This is a genomic window from Ensifer sp. 4252, assembly GCF_050434565.1.
GTDB lineage: Bacteria > Pseudomonadota > Alphaproteobacteria > Rhizobiales > Rhizobiaceae > Ensifer.
Genome location: NZ_JBNDIU010000002.1, coordinates 243168 through 257922, shown reverse-complemented (window position 1 = coordinate 257922; position 14755 = coordinate 243168). Strand labels below are relative to the sequence as shown.

Annotated in this window: 16 protein-coding genes; 6 read left to right on the top strand and 10 right to left on the bottom strand. The window is 61.5% G+C overall.

The features are described 5' to 3' along the window. Positions 1-8: 8 nt before the first annotated feature. Entirely contained in the window at positions 9-650 is a 642-nt protein-coding gene (locus tag ABIE33_RS08190; RefSeq protein ID WP_429123737.1) for a LysE family translocator, read from the top strand. 269 nt (positions 651-919) lie between these two features. On the opposite strand, the gene ABIE33_RS08185 is transcribed toward ABIE33_RS08190, so the two are convergent. From ABIE33_RS08185 to ABIE33_RS08155, 7 genes are all read right to left on the bottom strand, one after another. After that, positions 920-1714 carry an ABC transporter ATP-binding protein gene (locus tag ABIE33_RS08185; protein ID WP_053251658.1) on the bottom strand — a complete coding sequence of 265 codons (795 nt, stop codon included), beginning with the start codon at positions 1712-1714 and terminating at the stop codon, positions 920-922. Beyond that, positions 1711-2589: an ABC transporter permease gene (locus ABIE33_RS08180; protein ID WP_429123735.1), complete on the bottom strand. Its 879-nt coding sequence runs from the start codon at positions 2587-2589 to the stop codon at positions 1711-1713. Before ABIE33_RS08180 ends, ABIE33_RS08185 begins: the two co-directional genes overlap by 4 nt. A gap of 222 nt (positions 2590-2811) precedes the next feature. Continuing rightward, positions 2812-3765, bottom strand: a complete 954-nt coding sequence (locus ABIE33_RS08175; protein ID WP_429123734.1) for an ABC transporter substrate-binding protein — start codon at positions 3763-3765, stop codon at positions 2812-2814. 215 nt (positions 3766-3980) lie between these two features. Continuing rightward, positions 3981-5216, bottom strand: coding sequence for a 23S rRNA (adenine(2503)-C(2))-methyltransferase RlmN (gene rlmN / locus ABIE33_RS08170; RefSeq protein ID WP_429123733.1), 1236 nt, complete (start codon positions 5214-5216; stop codon positions 3981-3983). A 231-nt stretch (positions 5217-5447) separates the two neighbouring features. After that, positions 5448-5951, bottom strand: a complete 504-nt coding sequence (locus ABIE33_RS08165) for an invasion associated locus B family protein (RefSeq protein WP_112806760.1) — start codon at positions 5949-5951, stop codon at positions 5448-5450. Positions 5952-6360: 409 nt separating this feature from the next. After that, positions 6361-6738, bottom strand: coding sequence for a YkvA family protein (locus tag ABIE33_RS08160; RefSeq protein ID WP_429123731.1), 378 nt, complete (start codon positions 6736-6738; stop codon positions 6361-6363). 61 nt (positions 6739-6799) lie between these two features. Next, a complete protein-coding gene (locus tag ABIE33_RS08155) occupies positions 6800-7117 on the bottom strand; it encodes a 4a-hydroxytetrahydrobiopterin dehydratase (protein ID WP_065780444.1) in 318 nt (105 codons plus the stop codon). A 189-nt stretch (positions 7118-7306) separates the two neighbouring features. Between ABIE33_RS08155 and ABIE33_RS08150 the strand changes: the two genes are divergently transcribed. Then, positions 7307-7783, top strand: coding sequence for a low molecular weight protein-tyrosine-phosphatase (locus ABIE33_RS08150; protein ID WP_429123729.1), 477 nt, complete (start codon positions 7307-7309; stop codon positions 7781-7783). Here ABIE33_RS08150 and thpR read toward each other — a convergent pair. Together thpR and ABIE33_RS08140 are read right to left on the bottom strand one after the other, a co-directional pair. Further along, complete coding sequence (gene thpR / locus ABIE33_RS08145) at positions 7720-8310, bottom strand: RNA 2',3'-cyclic phosphodiesterase (protein ID WP_077500866.1); 591 nt, start codon at positions 8308-8310, stop codon at positions 7720-7722. The two genes, ABIE33_RS08150 and thpR, sit on opposite strands and share 64 nt — an antisense overlap. 114 nt (positions 8311-8424) lie before the next feature. Beyond that, positions 8425-9066: an arylesterase gene (locus ABIE33_RS08140; protein WP_429123727.1), complete on the bottom strand. Its 642-nt coding sequence runs from the start codon at positions 9064-9066 to the stop codon at positions 8425-8427. A gap of 67 nt (positions 9067-9133) precedes the next feature. Between ABIE33_RS08140 and ABIE33_RS08135 the strand changes: the two genes are divergently transcribed. The 4 genes from ABIE33_RS08135 to ABIE33_RS08120 all read left to right on the top strand — a co-directional run bounded on the left by ABIE33_RS08135 (position 9134) and on the right by ABIE33_RS08120 (position 14045). Then, positions 9134-9859, top strand: coding sequence for an ABC transporter ATP-binding protein (locus ABIE33_RS08135; protein ID WP_429123725.1), 726 nt, complete (start codon positions 9134-9136; stop codon positions 9857-9859). Beyond that, positions 9856-12408, top strand: a complete 2553-nt coding sequence (locus ABIE33_RS08130; protein WP_429123723.1) for an ABC transporter permease — start codon at positions 9856-9858, stop codon at positions 12406-12408. The genes ABIE33_RS08135 and ABIE33_RS08130 overlap by 4 nt, the downstream gene beginning before the upstream one ends. Before the next feature lie 221 nt (positions 12409-12629). Continuing rightward, a complete protein-coding gene (locus ABIE33_RS08125) occupies positions 12630-13367 on the top strand; it encodes a Bax inhibitor-1/YccA family protein (protein ID WP_429123721.1) in 738 nt (245 codons plus the stop codon). Positions 13368-13487: 120 nt separating this feature from the next. Continuing rightward, positions 13488-14045, top strand: coding sequence for an N-acetyltransferase family protein (locus tag ABIE33_RS08120; protein ID WP_429123719.1), 558 nt, complete (start codon positions 13488-13490; stop codon positions 14043-14045). A 258-nt stretch (positions 14046-14303) separates the two neighbouring features. On the opposite strand, the gene ABIE33_RS08115 is transcribed toward ABIE33_RS08120, so the two are convergent. Further along, positions 14304-14708: a DUF2794 domain-containing protein gene (locus ABIE33_RS08115; protein ID WP_429124041.1), complete on the bottom strand. Its 405-nt coding sequence runs from the start codon at positions 14706-14708 to the stop codon at positions 14304-14306. Between the last annotated feature and the right edge of the window lie 47 nt (positions 14709-14755).

The window sequence follows — 14755 nt, the reverse complement described above, 5'->3', positions numbered from 1 at the left end:
TCGCGCACATGGACTTCCTTCCCGGCCTGCCAACTTTGCTCGCCTTTGCTGCCGCCACGCTTCTGCTTGCGGCAACGCCGGGGCCGGACATGACGCTTTCGATCAGCCGCGCACTATCGCAAGGCAAGAGGGCAGCACTTTTCGTGGTGCTTGGGACGAGCTTCGGCATCGTTGTTCACACCCTGCTGGTCGCCTTCGGCATTTCGGCGCTGATCACCGCGTCGCCGACGGCATTCATGGTGCTTAAGACCGGCGGTGCCGCCTATCTGCTCTGGCTTGCGGTCCAGGCCATCCGGCACGGATCGACGCTCTCGATCAAGACGGTCGATAGCGCGGGCGGTACGGCGCTTTCCAACATCTCGTCCGGCTTCTGGGTGAACCTGCTCAACCCCAAGGTCATCATCTTCTTCATGACCTTCCTGCCGCAGTTCGTCAGCGCCAACGATGCGTCGGTGACGAGCAAGCTTCTGTTTCTCGGCGCGCTGTTCATCGTCATCGGTATGCCGGTGAACATGCTGGTGGTGTTTACCGCCGACTGGCTGTCCTCCTGGCTGCAGCGCAACAGGGGCTTCATGCGGGCGCTCGACTACAGCTTTGCCGGCGTCTTCTCGGTCTTTGCCGCGAAGATTTTCATGACAACGGCTCGGTAAACTGCCTTAGGAGGGCCTTGCCCCTCATCTGCCTGCCGGCATCTTCTCCCCGCTTGCGGGGAGAAGAACACGTGCTGCACCGTTCGGCGGCAACGGCGATCGTGGGAACAGCGTTGCACGAAGTGTGAAACGGTCGTTGGATGGCAAACCACGCCATTTGCCGGAGAAGGACTGAGAGATTGCCACGTGACTCTTCTCCTCGTGTTCACGGGGAGAAGATGCCGGCAGGCAGATGAGGGGAAAGCTGGGATAGACCCGCAAGCGACGGGTCAGCCGATCAGCAACGCGTCGTCGTCGAGCGTCTGGCCGCGGATGCGGCGGAACATGGCGATGAGGTCCTCGACCTGCAATTCCTTGCGGCTGTCGCCGGCAACGTCGAGCACGATCTCGCCGCCATGCAGCATGACGGTGCGGTGGCCATAGTCGAGCGCCTGGCGCATCGAATGGGTGACCATCATCGTCGTCAGCTTGCGTTCGGAAACGATCTTCTGCGTGAGGTTCATGACGAACTCGGCCATGCCGGGATCAAGAGCGGCGGTATGTTCGTCGAGCAGCAGCACTTCGGAGCCGGCAAGCGTCGCCATCACCAGCGAGACCGCCTGACGCTGACCGCCCGAAAGCAGGTCCATGCGGTCGCCCATGCGGTTTTCGAGGCCGAGATTGAGTTCGGCGATGCGTTCGCGGAAATGCTCGCGGCGTTTCGGCCCGAGTGCTGCCATCAGGCCGCGCTTCTCGCCACGCTTGGCGGCAAGCGCCAGGTTCTCTTCGATCGAAAGGGCGCCGCAGCTGCCGGTCAACGGATCCTGAAACACGCGGGCGACGAGGCCGGCGCGAGCGGCGGTGCCCTTGCGGGTCACATCGGTCTTGCCGATCGTTACCTGGCCGGCACTCGGCAGCACGTCGCCGGCGAGAACGCCGAGAAGGGTCGATTTGCCGGCGCCGTTGGAGCCGATGACGGTGACGAAGGAGCCCTGCTCGATCGTCAGGTCGACGCCGTTCAGCGCCTGCTTCTGAAGCGGTGTTCCCTTGCCGAAGACGACCTGGATGTTCTTGACGCTGATCATGCCGCACCTCCGCGACGAAGACGGGGAAGGATGAGAGCGAAGGTAACGAGCACGGCCGTCACAAAATTGAGGTCGGAGGCCTGCAGGCCGAGCATGTCGGTCGACAGCGCCAGCTGGATGGCGATGCGGTAGAGGATCGAGCCGAGGACGCAGCCGATCAGCGCGATCAGGATGCCGCGGGCGCCGAGCAGTGTTTCGCCGATGATGACGGCGGCAAGGCCGACGACGATGGTGCCGACCCCGGAAGTGACATCGGCAAAGCCGTTGGTCTGGGCAAAGAGCGCACCGCCAAAGGCGACAAGCGCGTTCGAGATCGCCATGCCGAGATAGATCTGCTTGTTGGTGTCGACGCCCTGTGCGCGGGCCATGCGCGCATTGGCGCCGGTCGCCCGCATCGCAAGGCCAGCATCGCTTTCAAGGAAGCGCCAGACGACGATGACGGCAACGAGCACGAGGACGCCGATGAACAGCGGGCGAACGTAGAATTCGCGCAGACCCAGGCCGAAGAAGGGTGAGAGCATCGTATCGGCGTTGATCAGCGCGACATTGGGTTTGCCCATCACGCGCAGATTGACCGAGAACAGCGCGATCATCGTCAGGATCGAGGCCAAGAGGTTGAGGATCTTGAAGCGCACGTTGAGCATCGCCGTGACGATGCCGGCGGCGGCACCCGCCACCATGGCGAAACAGGCCGCGAGCCAGGGGTTGACGCCTGCGATGATCAGCACCGCGGTCACCGCAGCACCCAGCGGGAACGAACCGTCGACCGTCAGGTCAGGGAAATCGAGAACCCGGAATGCGAGAAAGACGCCGACGGCGACAAAGGCGTAGACCAGCCCCAGCTCGACGGCTCCCCATAAAGCGATTTGACTCAAACCCCCGACCCTCTTTTTTCTGCCGCGCGCCTTAAGCTTTTTATTTCAGCGCGGCGTCCCCGGTTGGCGCAGGACGCCCCAAGATCCGGCGTCGGCGCAGCTTCAAACTGTCAGAGCATATTGTGCCCCATGGGAAACGCGGTGCTCTAATAACGAACCGCCCTCGTATGGAACGAGGGCGGCCAAAACGCAATAAACTTGAACCTGAAAAGGCTCAAAGCCTTATTCGACAACGCGTGTGGCGCGCTTTACGACACTTTCCGGAAGGGTGACGCCCATCTTTTCAGCGGCCTTCTTGTTGATCACCAGGTCGGAACCGGCGGCAACCTTGACGGCGATATCACCCGGGTTTTCGCCCTTGAGGATGCGAACGACGATTTCGCCGGTCTGCTTGCCGACGTCGTAGTAGTTGAAGCCGAGCGCTGCGAGCGAACCGCGCGAGACCGAATCCGTGTCGGCGGTGAAGAGCGGCAGCTTGGCTTCCTCAGCCACGGCGACGGCGCCTTCGAGAGCGGAGATGATCGTGTTGTCGGTCGGAACGTAGATCGCATCGGCACGGCCGACGAGCGCGCGGGCAGCACCCTGGACTTCGGCCGACTTCGTTGCGGCGGATTCGACCACGGTCAGGCCGGCCTTTTCGGCTTCCGTCTTCAGCACCGCCAAAAGCGATACGGAGTTGGCTTCACCGGAGTTGTAGAGGTAGCCGATCGACTTGACGTTCGGCAGGATCTCCTTGATCAGCGCGACATGCTCGGCAACCGGCGACATGTCGGAAAGGCCGGTGACGTTGCCGCCCGGCTTGTCCATGTCCTTGACCAGCTGAGCGCCGATCGGGTCGGACACAGCGGTGAAGACCACCGGAATGTCGCGCGTCGAGGAAACGACGGCCTGGGCCGACGGGGTGGAGATCGGAACGATGACGCTAGGCGCTTCGCCGGCGAACTGGCGGGCGATCTGTGCGGCGGTCGCCGGGTTGCCCTGGGCCGATTCATAGAGGAACTTGAGGTTTTCTCCTTCCTTGTAGCCGGCCGCTTTCAGCGCGTCCTTCACACCGTCGCGTGCGGCATCGAGAGCCGGGTGTTCAACGATCGCCGTTACTGCGACGGTCACCTCATCGGCGCGTGCGGGCAGGGTAAATGCCACCGTAGCGGCAAGGGCGATGAGAAGTGAGCGCATGGGTGTCCTCCTAGACTGATTGCCCGCTTTCTTAGGAAACCGGGACGATGAAATCAATCGATAGGAACTGCATCACCCATCAAAGTTCTTCATCGATCATGACATACTTATGGTTGAACCGGCGGAATCGGCACAATCCGCGGCCATCATGATCGTCTTTAGGGGCGGGAAATGTGAAATGCCGGCGGAAAACCGCGCAGCATTTCCCTGCTGCCTCAGTCCTCGCCGTGATTGGCAATCATCATCGCTTCGAAGGCGAGTCGGTCGACCTTGCGCATGCGCTCGGACTCGGACTTCAGCTGGCCGCAGGCGGCGAGGATGTCGCGGCCGCGCGGCGTGCGGATCGGCGAGGCGTAACCCGCCTGGTTGATGAAGTCGGCGAATTTCTCGATCTGCTCCCAGTCGGAACACTGGTAGTTGGTGCCCGGCCAGGGGTTGAACGGAATGAGGTTGATCTTCGCCGGCACGCCCTTCAACAGCTTCACCAGCTCCTTGGCGTCCTCGAGGCTGTCGTTGACGTCTTTCAGCATCACATATTCGAAGGTGATCCGGCGTGCATTCGACAGGCCCGGATAGGCGCGGCAGGCGTCCATCAGTTCCTTCAGCGGGTACTTCTTGTTGATCGGCACCAGCATGTCGCGCAGGTCGTCGCGCACAGCATGCAGCGAGATCGCCAGCATGACGCCGATCTCGTCGCCGGTCCGGTAGATCTCGGGCACGATGCCGGAGGTCGAAAGCGTGATGCGGCGCTTGGAGAGCGACAAGCCCTCGCCGTCGGAGGCGATCAAAAGGGCGGTCTTGACCTGTTCGAAATTGTAGAGCGGCTCGCCCATGCCCATCATGACGACGTTGGTGATCTTGCGGCCTTCCGCCGGCACGATCGCGCCCTGGGGCGTGTCGCGCTCCGGGAAATCGCCGAGCCGGTCGCGCGCGAGCAGCAGCTGTGCCAGGATTTCTTCGGCCGTCAGGTTGCGCACCAGCTTCTGCGTGCCGGTGTGACAGAACGAACAGGTCAGCGTGCAACCGACCTGGCTGGAAATGCACAGCGTGCCGCGGCCCTCTTCGGGGATGTAGACTGTTTCGATCTCGACCGGACGGCCGGCGCCGCGGGCGGGAAAGCGCAGCAGCCACTTGCGGGTGCCGTCGCCCGAGGTCTGTTCCTCGACGATCTCAGGCCGGGCAATGGTGAAATGCTGCTTCAGCATTTCCCGCATGTCCTTGGAGACGTTCAGCATCTCGTCGAAATCGGAAACGCCGCGCACATAGAGCCAGTGCCAGAGCTGGCTGACGCGCATCTTCACCTGACGCTCGGGAACACCTTTTTCGATGAGCGTCTTGGCCATGTCCTCGCGCAACAGCCCGATCAGCGAAGGCTTCTCGGCCTGCGGGGCGATGCGCGCCTGCGGCGCCGTGACGGTATCCACCCGGTTCAAGATTTCAGTGGCTGCCATGCTCTGGTGTCCTGTCGTACAGAAAACGCCCGTCCGGAGAAGGGTCCGGAGATTGTCCTGATGCTCGAATTGAAATCGGTCGAGCCTTCAAGCGCGGCCATAAGGGCGCGGGGGCTCTGAATTTGCCGCGGCTGTAGCATTGTTTTGGCCCGGAGTCACGCGCAGTCGATCCTGAATGCAAAAAGGCCGGCGTCGGGCGCCGGCCTCGCATTCCCAATATCAGCCGATGGCTTACTTGCAGGCTTCGATCTGCTTGAGTGCAGCTGAAATGCCCGACAGCGAATAGGCGTAGGTTGTCGTGGTGCCCTTGCGGGACTTGGCGTTGACCGACATCGCCTTGCCGGACTTCATCGCGGCGACGAGCGCCGGCTCTTCAGCGGCATTCTCGACCCAGGCGGAGTTGCCCTTGGTGAACATCACGAAGGTGCGGCCGTCGATGACGACGTTGACCTTGGAGTTCTCCTGCAACGGGTAGCCCATCATCGCCTGCGGCTCATAGCTGATGTTCTGGCCGGGGCGCTGGGAAACGAGGAAGAAGATGTCGCCGTGGTCGACGCCGGCCGGGCTCTTTTCCTTCGGAACCGACAGGACATAGCAGACCTTGCCGCCACCGGAATTGTAGGAATAGGCGCCCCAGGCGTTGAACTGCTGGATGCGCGTCGGAGACTGGGCGGCAGCCATGCTGGCGGTTGCCAGAACGAGTGCGATTGCAGTTGCGATCTTTCTTACAAACATGAGGTCCTGCCGCTTTTCTTGCTTTTCGATCACCCGAAACAGGTCAGACGGGCGACGCGTAGTCATGATTTCATTTGTTGTGACTTAATTCAGGTTACCAAACCGTCAACAAGGGCCAAAATCCGCTGGTTTCAGCCCCGAAACGAAGCATTTATCGCCTTCGCTCCGGCATCCGCAGATCTGCCGTCCGTTGGTTTTTCGAAGCACTCATCCGGCGTCGAATGCTCGCCACCTCAGACCGCTCTTCCGGATCGTTTCCTGCCCCAAGCCATTGCAGACAGCGCCTCGCCTCAGCGAAGACGCTTCGACGCGCGCTGTCCTGAAATGTCTATGCCATAAAGAATCGGGCAAGAGTTTGACTTTTGGGCAGGAATACGGCGCGGTTGCGGATACGCCGCGTTTCCCGCGGTCATTCCTCAGGATTGTCGGCCAGCGTCGCGTCGGCCTTGAGGTAGTGGGCTTCCTTGATCTGCCCGCTGATGGCGGCGAAGGCGGCGGTCAAAACCGCGACGTCATCGGAAAAGCCGACGACGGCGAGAAAATCGGGAAGGAAGTCGAGCGGCAGCACGAAATAGGCCAGTGCCGCCAGCAGGATGCCGCGCGTACGCGTCGGCGTCTTCGGGTCGATCGCGCAATAATAGGCGGCCACAAGTTCCCGGCTGAACGGTATCTGGCGGGCCGCGCGGCGAAAGGTCGGCCAGAAGCGTCGCTTGACGCGCTTTTCCCTGCGCTCCTGTTCCGATTCTTCGCCGGGCAGGAGAATTTCACCAATCTTTACGTCGTCCATCGCCTCGTTTCCGATGTTGCAACGCTCAACAATATGGGAAGTGCCAGATCCATTTCAAAATCTATTTCAAATGGTCGGGCATGCGGCCCGCCGCTGCCTTGTCCATTCTGGCGGCCAGCTTGAAGTCCAGTTCGGTGAGGCCGCTGGCGTCGTGCGTCGTCAAGGTCACGTCGACGCGGTTGTAGACGTTGAACCATTCCGGGTGATGATCGAGCTTCTCGGCAACGATCGCCATCTCCGTCATGAAGCCGAAAGCCTCGACGAAGTTCTTGAAACGAAAGGCCTTCCAAATGGAAGCGCCGTCCTCGGCGCGCACCCACCCTTCCATCTTGTGCAGATGCTCGGCGATTGTCGCCTCGTCGAGTTTTTCCGGTCTCATCCGTTCCTCCCTTTCACCGTGTCTGTTCCCCTGCATAATTCCTTAAATCGGATTCGATTTAAGGATAAAATTATGCAGCGAGTTTAAAGTGTTACAGCGTCCTTTGCGCGTCATAGTTGACGCGCGGCGCTGTAAGCAGTGCCGCCGCGTATAAGTCGGCCTGTCTCTTATCTCCTTGAAATGGATAGCATGAAACCGGTCCGAATTCTTTTTGTTTGTCTCGGCAACATCTGCCGTTCGCCGCTTGCCGAAGGCGTGCTGCGAGCGCTTGCCGCGCAAAAGGGTCTGGCGTCGCAGATCTCGGTCGATTCTGCCGGCACGGGTGGATGGCATATCGGCGATCCACCGGACCGCCGCTCGGTCGCGGTGGCGCGCCGGCACGGCATCGACATTTCGGGTCTTCGCGGGCGCAAGGTTTCAAAGGTCGACTTTGAGGCCTTCGATCTGATCCTGGGCATGGACAGGGAAAACGTCCGCACCCTTGGCCAGATCGCGCCTGCCGGTCTTGAAGGCAAGATAGACCTGTTTCTGGGTTACGCTTGCGGGCGGGACCAGGACGTGCCTGATCCCTATTACGACGGTCCCGAAGCGTTCGAACGTCTCTACCAGATGTTGGAGGCCGGATGCTCGTCGTTGCTGGACAGGCTCGAAGAGCGGGCTTCGTGAAGCGGAAACACCTCTTCGGTGAGGTAAGGGCCGCCACCGACCGAATCGCGCGACGACAGCAGCACGAAACGTGAGACGGTGAAGGGCGAGGCCATGAAGTTGCCGCGTCCGGAGAGATATTCGACCACATCCTCGACGCGGCTGGAGCGCAGCCTTGCGAGCGTCACATGCGGCGTGAACTTGCGCGGGTCCGCCGGCAGCCTGAGCCGCTGGCAGATGCGCTCGATCTCGGCCTGCAGCGCATACATTTCCGGATGATTGCTGACCCCGGCCCAGACCGAGTGCGGCTTCTTCGAGCCGAAGGCGCCGGTGCCGGTCAGCTGCAGCTGGAACTCCGGTCTTTCGATCCGGTCGAGCTTATCGATGATCTCATCTGCGGTGCGCCAGTCGACGTCACCAATGAAGCGCAAGGTGATGTGGTAGTTCTCCACATCGATCCAGCGAGCTCCGGGAAGACCTCCGCGCAGCAATGAAAGACTCATCGCAACATTGCGCGGAATTTCGAGGGCGGTGAATAGTCTCGGCATGGCGAGCTCCCCGAATCTCTTGCAGATGTCTCAGCGAATCACGCATCGAGTCTGCAGGCAACTACTATTTGACGCTTGCGAATATTAACACTCTCTTAACTGTGGATGATTTGTTCACTCCGCCTTTGCCAATGTTGCAATGAAACGTTCGACGACCGGCATCGCCTTTTCGACCATCGTGCCGACGCCGTTACCGTTCGGGTGCATGCCGTCGTCGAGCTTGAGCGCGGCGTCGGTGACCACGCCGTCGAGAAAGAAGGGGTAGAGCTCCAGCCCGTATTTCCGGGCGAGCTCCGGATAGATCGGGTTGAAGCGGGCGGCATAGTCGGCGCCCATGTTCGGCGGTGCCATCATGCCGGCAAGCAGCACGGCGATGCCGCGCTCCTTCAGCCGCGCGATCATCGCCTCGATATTCTTGCGGGTTTCTTCCGGCGGGATGCCGCGCAATGCATCGTTGGCGCCCAGTTCGAGGATGACGCCCCTGGTGCCGTCGGGGATCGACCAGTCGATGCGCGCAAGCCCGCCGGAGCTGGTGTCGCCGGAAACGCCGGCGTTGGCCACCGTGACGTCGAGCCCTTTTTCCTTCAACGCCTTTTCAAGCCGGGCCGGAAAAGCATCCTCGGGTGGCAGCTGATAACCCGCCATCAGGCTGTCGCCGAACCCGACGAGGCTGATCGTTTCGGCCTGTGCCGTCGCCGATAACGCAATTGTCATTGCGAGCCCCAAGAAAAACCGTTGAAAACCTTTTAATGCCATGGGTCTGTTCCTAAATCGCGGGAGCTGTTTTTTTATTCCCTTTCCGTTTCATATAGGATCATTTCGCTTGGCCAGTAGCATCATCGAGCTCAAAAATGCCGACCTCACCCTTGGCGAGGCCGCGGCCTCTGTGCATGTGCTGAAGGGCATGAGCCTGACAATCGACGCTGGCGAATCCGTCGGCATCGTCGGGCCCTCCGGCTCGGGCAAGTCGACGCTGCTCATGGTGCTGGCCGGCCTTGAACGGTTGGACCGCGGCGAAATCGTTATCGACGGTACGCCGCTGCATCGGCTGAGCGAGGATCGGGTCGCCGACTTCCGCGGTCGCAACATCGGCATCGTCTTCCAATCCTTCCATCTCATTCCCAACATGACGGCACTCGAAAACGTTGCCGTGCCGCTCGAACTGGCCAATGTTCCCGGCGCCTTCGAGATCGCGCGCAAGGAGCTCGTCGCCGTCGGCCTCGGCGAGCGCCTGAGCCACTATCCCGGCCAGCTCTCCGGCGGTGAGCAGCAGCGCGTTGCAATCGCCCGCGCACTCGCGCCATCGCCAAAGCTGCTGATCGCCGACGAACCGACAGGAAACCTCGACGCCGAAACGGGGCGGCAGATCGCCGATCTGCTTTTCGCCGAACAGCGTGACCGGGGCATGACACTTGTGCTGGTCACCCATGACGCAGCACTCGCGGCGCGTTGTTCGCGGCAGGTGCGGGTGCGCTCCGGCGAGATCATTTCCAGCGGCGTGCTCGAACCGATCGTCGGCACCCAGCGCCAGGAGGCGGCATCCGCATGAGCGAAGCTGCTTCCATCCGGCTGCGTCCTCTGCTTGCCCTGCGGCTGGCGCTGCGCGAAATGCGCGGCGGCCTCAGGGGCTTCTATATTTTCCTGGCCTGCATTGCGCTCGGCACGGCGGCGATCGCCGGCGTCAATTCGCTGTCGCAGTCCATCACCGCCACGATCGCGTCCCAGGGGCGCGAGCTGCTTGCGGGCGACATCCGTTTCGAGCTCAACAACCGGGTGGCAACGACAGACGAGCGCGCGTTCCTCGACGGGCTTGGGCCCGTCTCGGTTTCGGCCGGACTGCGTTCGATGGCGCGTCTGCCCGATGGTTCGAACCAGGCGCTGGTCGAGCTGAAGGCCGTCGATGCGGCCTACCCGCTCTATGGCCGGCTTGAAAGCCAACCGGATCAGCCGCTTGCCGATCTGCTGGCGCGCCAGGGCGAGGTGTTCGGTGCGGCGGCCGCACCCTTGCTGCTCGACCGCCTCGGCATTTCTGTCGGCGACGAAATCCTGCTTGGCAATGCCCGCATCAAAATTGCCGGTACGATCGTACGCGAACCGGATGCTCTGTCCGACGGTTTTGGTTTCGCACCACGTCTTATGGTTTCCGCCGAAGCGCTCAATGCTTCGGGTCTCGTTCAGACGGGAAGTCTCGTCGAACACAGCTACAAGGTGAAGGTCAGCGATCCGACCCGGGTCACCGCTGTCCGCAGCGATGCCGAGACGCGTTTTCCTTCGGCCGGTTGGTCGATCCGCACCAGTTCCAATGCCGCCCCGTCGCTGACGGCCAACATCACCCGCTTCTCGCAGTTCCTGACGCTCGTCGGGCTCACGGCCCTGATCGTCGGCGGCGTCGGTGTCGCCAATGCCGTGCGCGCCTATCTCGACCAGAAGCGCAGCGTCATTGCCACCTTCAAGTGCCTGGGCGCGCCCGCGTCGCTGGTGGCGATGATCTATCTCTCGCAGATCCTCCTGATCGCGCTGATCGGCATCGCCATCGGGCTTGTTTTCGGTGCGCTCATTCCCTTTGTCGCCGCACAGTTTCTCGCCGACCTCCTGCCCATTTCGACGGAGTTCAGGCTCTATCCGGGCGCACTCGGCATTGCAGCCCTTTTCGGCGTGCTGACGGCGCTGGCCTTCGCCATCCTGCCACTCGGCCGAGCACGCGGCATTCCGGCGACCGCGCTCTTTCGGCAGCAGGGCTTCGATCCCTCGGGCTTTCCCGCCTGGCCCTATCTGGTCGGTGCGCTCGCCTGCCTCGGCGCGCTTGCGGGGCTTGCCATCTGGACCGCCTATGATCGCTACATCTCGTTGGTCTTCCTTAGCGCGATCGCCTTTGCCTTCATCGTTCTGCGCCTCGTTTCGCTGCTGATCTCCTGGCTTGCGCGCCGCAGTCCGCGCGTCAACTCGCCGTCGTTGCGGCTGGCGATCGGCAACATCCATCGGCCGGGCGCACTGACGCCCTCGGTGGTGCTGTCGCTCGGCCTCGGCCTTGCGCTGCTCGTCACACTTGCGCTGATCGACGGCAATCTGCGCCGCGAACTGACCCGCGATATGGCGGAGCGGGCACCCAATTTCTTCTTCGTCGATATCCAGGGCAGCGAAATCGAGGGGTTCCGCACGCTGCTCAAGGGATCGATGCCGGATGGCAAGGTCATCGAAGTGCCGATGCTGCGCGGTCGCATCGTCGCCTTCAACGGCGAGGACGTGAACAGCCGCAACGTGCCGCCGGGCGGCCAATGGGTGCTGCGCGGCGACCGCGGCATCACCTATGCCAAGAACAAGCCAGAAAATTCGACGCTTGCCGAGGGTAGCTGGTGGGCACCCAATTACAGCGGCGAGCCGCTGGTGTCGTTCTCGGCGGAAGAGGCGCGCGAACTCGGATTGAAGATCGGCGACATGGTCACCGTCAACGTGCTCGGGCGCAACATCACCGCCAAGATCGCCAATTTCCGCAATGTCGAATGGGAATCGCTGTCGATCAACTTCGTCATGGTGTTCTCGCCCAACACCTTTGCCGGCGCGCCGCATGCGTGGCTGGCGACGGTGATCGATCCCGGCGCGACGCCGGAGGAGGAGGCGACGGTGCTGAAGGCCGTTACCAACGCCTATCCGACGATCACCAGCGTGCGGGTAAAGGATGCTCTCGACATTGTGAACGGGCTTCTCGGACAGCTGGCTACGGCGATCCGGGCGGCGGCCGCCGTCGCGCTTGTCGCCTCCGTCCTGGTGCTGGCCGGTGCGCTTGCTGCCGGCAACCGGGCGCGCATCCACGATGCGGTGGTGTTGAAGACGCTGGGCGCCACGCGCTCAACGCTGATCCGCGCCTTCAGCTACGAATACATCATCCTTGGCCTTGCGACCGCGGTCTTTGCGCTGTTTGCGGGCGGTGTCTCCGCCTGGTTCGTCGTCAGCCGGATCATGAAGCTGCCGTCGAGTTTTCTGCCGGATGTCGCCGTCGCCACGGTCGTCATCGCGCTGGTGATGACGGTCGGTATCGGGCTTGCGGGCACCTGGCGTGTGCTGGGTCAGAAGGCGGCGCCGGTTCTGCGAGAGCTCTGAGCGGACGGAGTTAACCGTAAATCCCTGTCATACAAGGCCATAAACGCCCAGGCTGCGCCGAATCAGCGGCCGAAAGGTCTTGTACGCAAGGGCTTTCGGCATCATATTTATCCACAGGCATGCTGGAGCCCCGCAGCGGCGCCTGGGCATGGGATGATGGCCGATCGGTCAGGTCATCCGCCCGACACCGTAAGTTCAACCGGGGCTTAAATGAGGAAACAATGGCTGATCTGAGAAACTACCAAACCCGAATGTCGCCCGCCGGCGCTCAGGCGGGTGCCGTGATCGACGAAGGCCTTCGCACCTATATGCTGAAGGTCTACAACCTGATGGCCCTCGGGCTGGCGATCACCGGCCTGGCAGCTTACGGAACATTTGCGCTTGCCGTCTCCAATCCGGCATTCGCCCAACTTCTCTACGCGTCGCCCCTGAAATGGGTCGTCATGCTCGCTCCGCTGGGTCTCGTGTTCTTCATGAGCTTCCGCATCAACAGCATGAGCGTTTCTGCCGCGCAGATGACGTTCTGGGTCTACGCGGCGCTGATGGGCGTTTCGCTGTCGTCGATCTTCATGGTCTTTACCGGCCAGAGCATCGTGCAGACGTTCTTCGTGACCGCCGCCTCCTTCGGCGCGCTGTCGCTCTACGGCTACACCACGAAGAAGGACCTGTCCGGCATGGGCTCGTTCCTGATCATGGGTCTGTTCGGCGTCATCATCGCGTCGATCGTCAACATCTTCCTCGCCTCTTCGGCGCTCGGCTTCGCGATCTCGGTGATCGGCGTGCTGATCTTTGCAGGCCTCACCGCCTACGACACGCAGAAGATCAAGGAAATGTACTACGATGCCGATGACAGCACCGTTGCTGGCCGCAAGGCGATCATGGGTGCCCTGACGCTCTACCTCGACTTCATCAACCTGTTCATGTTCATGCTGCAGTTCCTGGGCAACCGGAACAACTAAGCCTGAAGAGATTGACGGAAAAGGCGGCTTCGGCCGCCTTTTTTGTTGCCTGGAAAGGGCTTGATCCACGGGTGCGATCCATGTGACTGAATGGGAAAATCCAACCGTCAAGATCCTTCCATGTCCCTGACCTTGCGCGACGCCACCGTCTCCGATCTGCCCGCCATCACCGAGATCTACCGCGAATCCGTTCTGAACGGCGTCGCGACCTATGAGATCGTGCCTCCATCAGAGGCGGAGATGGCAACGCGCTTCTCCACCATCGTCAGCCATGGTTATCCCTACATCGTCGCGATCGACGCGGCGGGCGCGATCGTCGGCTACGCCTATGCCTCCGCCTTCCGCACGCGAACGGCCTATCGCTTCCTGGTCGAGGATTCGATCTACCTGGCGCCTTCGGCAAGGGGGAAAGGGGCAGGAAGGATGCTGCTCGCTGAGCTTGTTCGTCGCTGCACGGCGCTTGGATTTCGCCAGATGGTGGCAGTTATCGGCGGTGCCCATCCCGCATCGATCGCGGTCCATCAATCATTGGGCTTTGAACATCAGGGGCTGATGAAGGCGACCGGCTTCAAGCATGGGCGCTGGCTCGATACCGCGATCATGCAGCTTGCGCTGGGCGATGGAGTGAAGAGCGATCCGCCCGAGGGCGTTTACCCGGATACGCTTTATCAAGCCTGAGGGCGGGCGTTAGCGCATTCCAAGAAAAGCGCGAAGCGGTTTTCAGTCAGGAAATGCGTAAAAACAAGGAGCTACTGCATGTTTCCTTAAATCCTATTCGATTTAAGGATAAAAACATGCAGTAATTCAAAGTGCTACAGCGACCTTTGCGCGTCTAATAAGACGCGCGGCGCTGTAGAGCGTTTCCGTGGCACTTTCAAAGGAAGAGGCGCGCTAGCGCAGCCACCTGGCCTGGCCCGGTCCACTTCGGCGCGGCTTTCAGGTTTCGACCAGCTTGAGCGCCTTGTCGAAAACCTTCAGCACCTGTCCGAGCTCGTGCCCGCGTTTCAGGATCGTGCCGTGGACGTTGAGCACGCTATAGGCACCTTGCTTGGCCGCCAGCGTCGGGTTTTTTTCGATGCGGAAGAGAGGCATCTCGCCCGCTCGCTTGAAAACGGAGAAGACGGCGCGGTCCTTCAGGTGGTCGATGGCGTAGTCGCGCCATTCGCCTTCGCCGACCATTCGGCCGTAGATCCACAGGATCTGATCGAGTTCTCGGCGGTGAAAGGTGACGGGAGGGGCATTCCGGGCGTTCTTGTATTCCGAGAGATCAACGACCACTTCGGAAGTGGTCGGGCGCTGATGTCGCGCCTCGCCTCGCGGCAAATCCGGCTCATCGGTCATCGGCAATCCGGCCTTCTGTTGTGACAGAACGATAACAGTTTGCCTGA

Excerpts from the sequence above, each read along its gene's own strand:
- ABIE33_RS08165 (WP_112806760.1), bottom strand. The coding sequence starts at position 5,951 with ATGTTTGTAAGAAAGATCGCAACTGCAATCGCACTCGTTCTGGCAACC.
- ABIE33_RS08150 (WP_429123729.1), top strand. The coding sequence starts at position 7,307 with ATGAAACCGGTCCGAATTCTTTTTGTTTGTCTCGGCAACATCTGCCGT.
- ABIE33_RS08120 (WP_429123719.1), top strand. The coding sequence starts at position 13,488 with ATGTCCCTGACCTTGCGCGACGCCACCGTCTCCGATCTGCCCGCCATC.
- ABIE33_RS08175 (WP_429123734.1), bottom strand. The coding sequence starts at position 3,765 with ATGCGCTCACTTCTCATCGCCCTTGCCGCTACGGTGGCATTTACCCTG.
- ABIE33_RS08140 (WP_429123727.1), bottom strand. The coding sequence starts at position 9,066 with ATGGCATTAAAAGGTTTTCAACGGTTTTTCTTGGGGCTCGCAATGACA.
- rlmN (WP_429123733.1), bottom strand. The coding sequence starts at position 5,216 with ATGGCAGCCACTGAAATCTTGAACCGGGTGGATACCGTCACGGCGCCG.
- ABIE33_RS08125 (WP_429123721.1), top strand. The coding sequence starts at position 12,630 with ATGGCTGATCTGAGAAACTACCAAACCCGAATGTCGCCCGCCGGCGCT.
- ABIE33_RS08130 (WP_429123723.1), top strand. The coding sequence starts at position 9,856 with ATGAGCGAAGCTGCTTCCATCCGGCTGCGTCCTCTGCTTGCCCTGCGG.
- ABIE33_RS08115 (WP_429124041.1), bottom strand. The coding sequence starts at position 14,708 with ATGACCGATGAGCCGGATTTGCCGCGAGGCGAGGCGCGACATCAGCGC.
- ABIE33_RS08160 (WP_429123731.1), bottom strand. The coding sequence starts at position 6,738 with ATGGACGACGTAAAGATTGGTGAAATTCTCCTGCCCGGCGAAGAATCG.
- ABIE33_RS08185 (WP_053251658.1), bottom strand. The coding sequence starts at position 1,714 with ATGATCAGCGTCAAGAACATCCAGGTCGTCTTCGGCAAGGGAACACCG.
- ABIE33_RS08155 (WP_065780444.1), bottom strand. The coding sequence starts at position 7,117 with ATGAGACCGGAAAAACTCGACGAGGCGACAATCGCCGAGCATCTGCAC.
- ABIE33_RS08190 (WP_429123737.1), top strand. The coding sequence starts at position 9 with ATGGACTTCCTTCCCGGCCTGCCAACTTTGCTCGCCTTTGCTGCCGCC.
- thpR (WP_077500866.1), bottom strand. The coding sequence starts at position 8,310 with ATGCCGAGACTATTCACCGCCCTCGAAATTCCGCGCAATGTTGCGATG.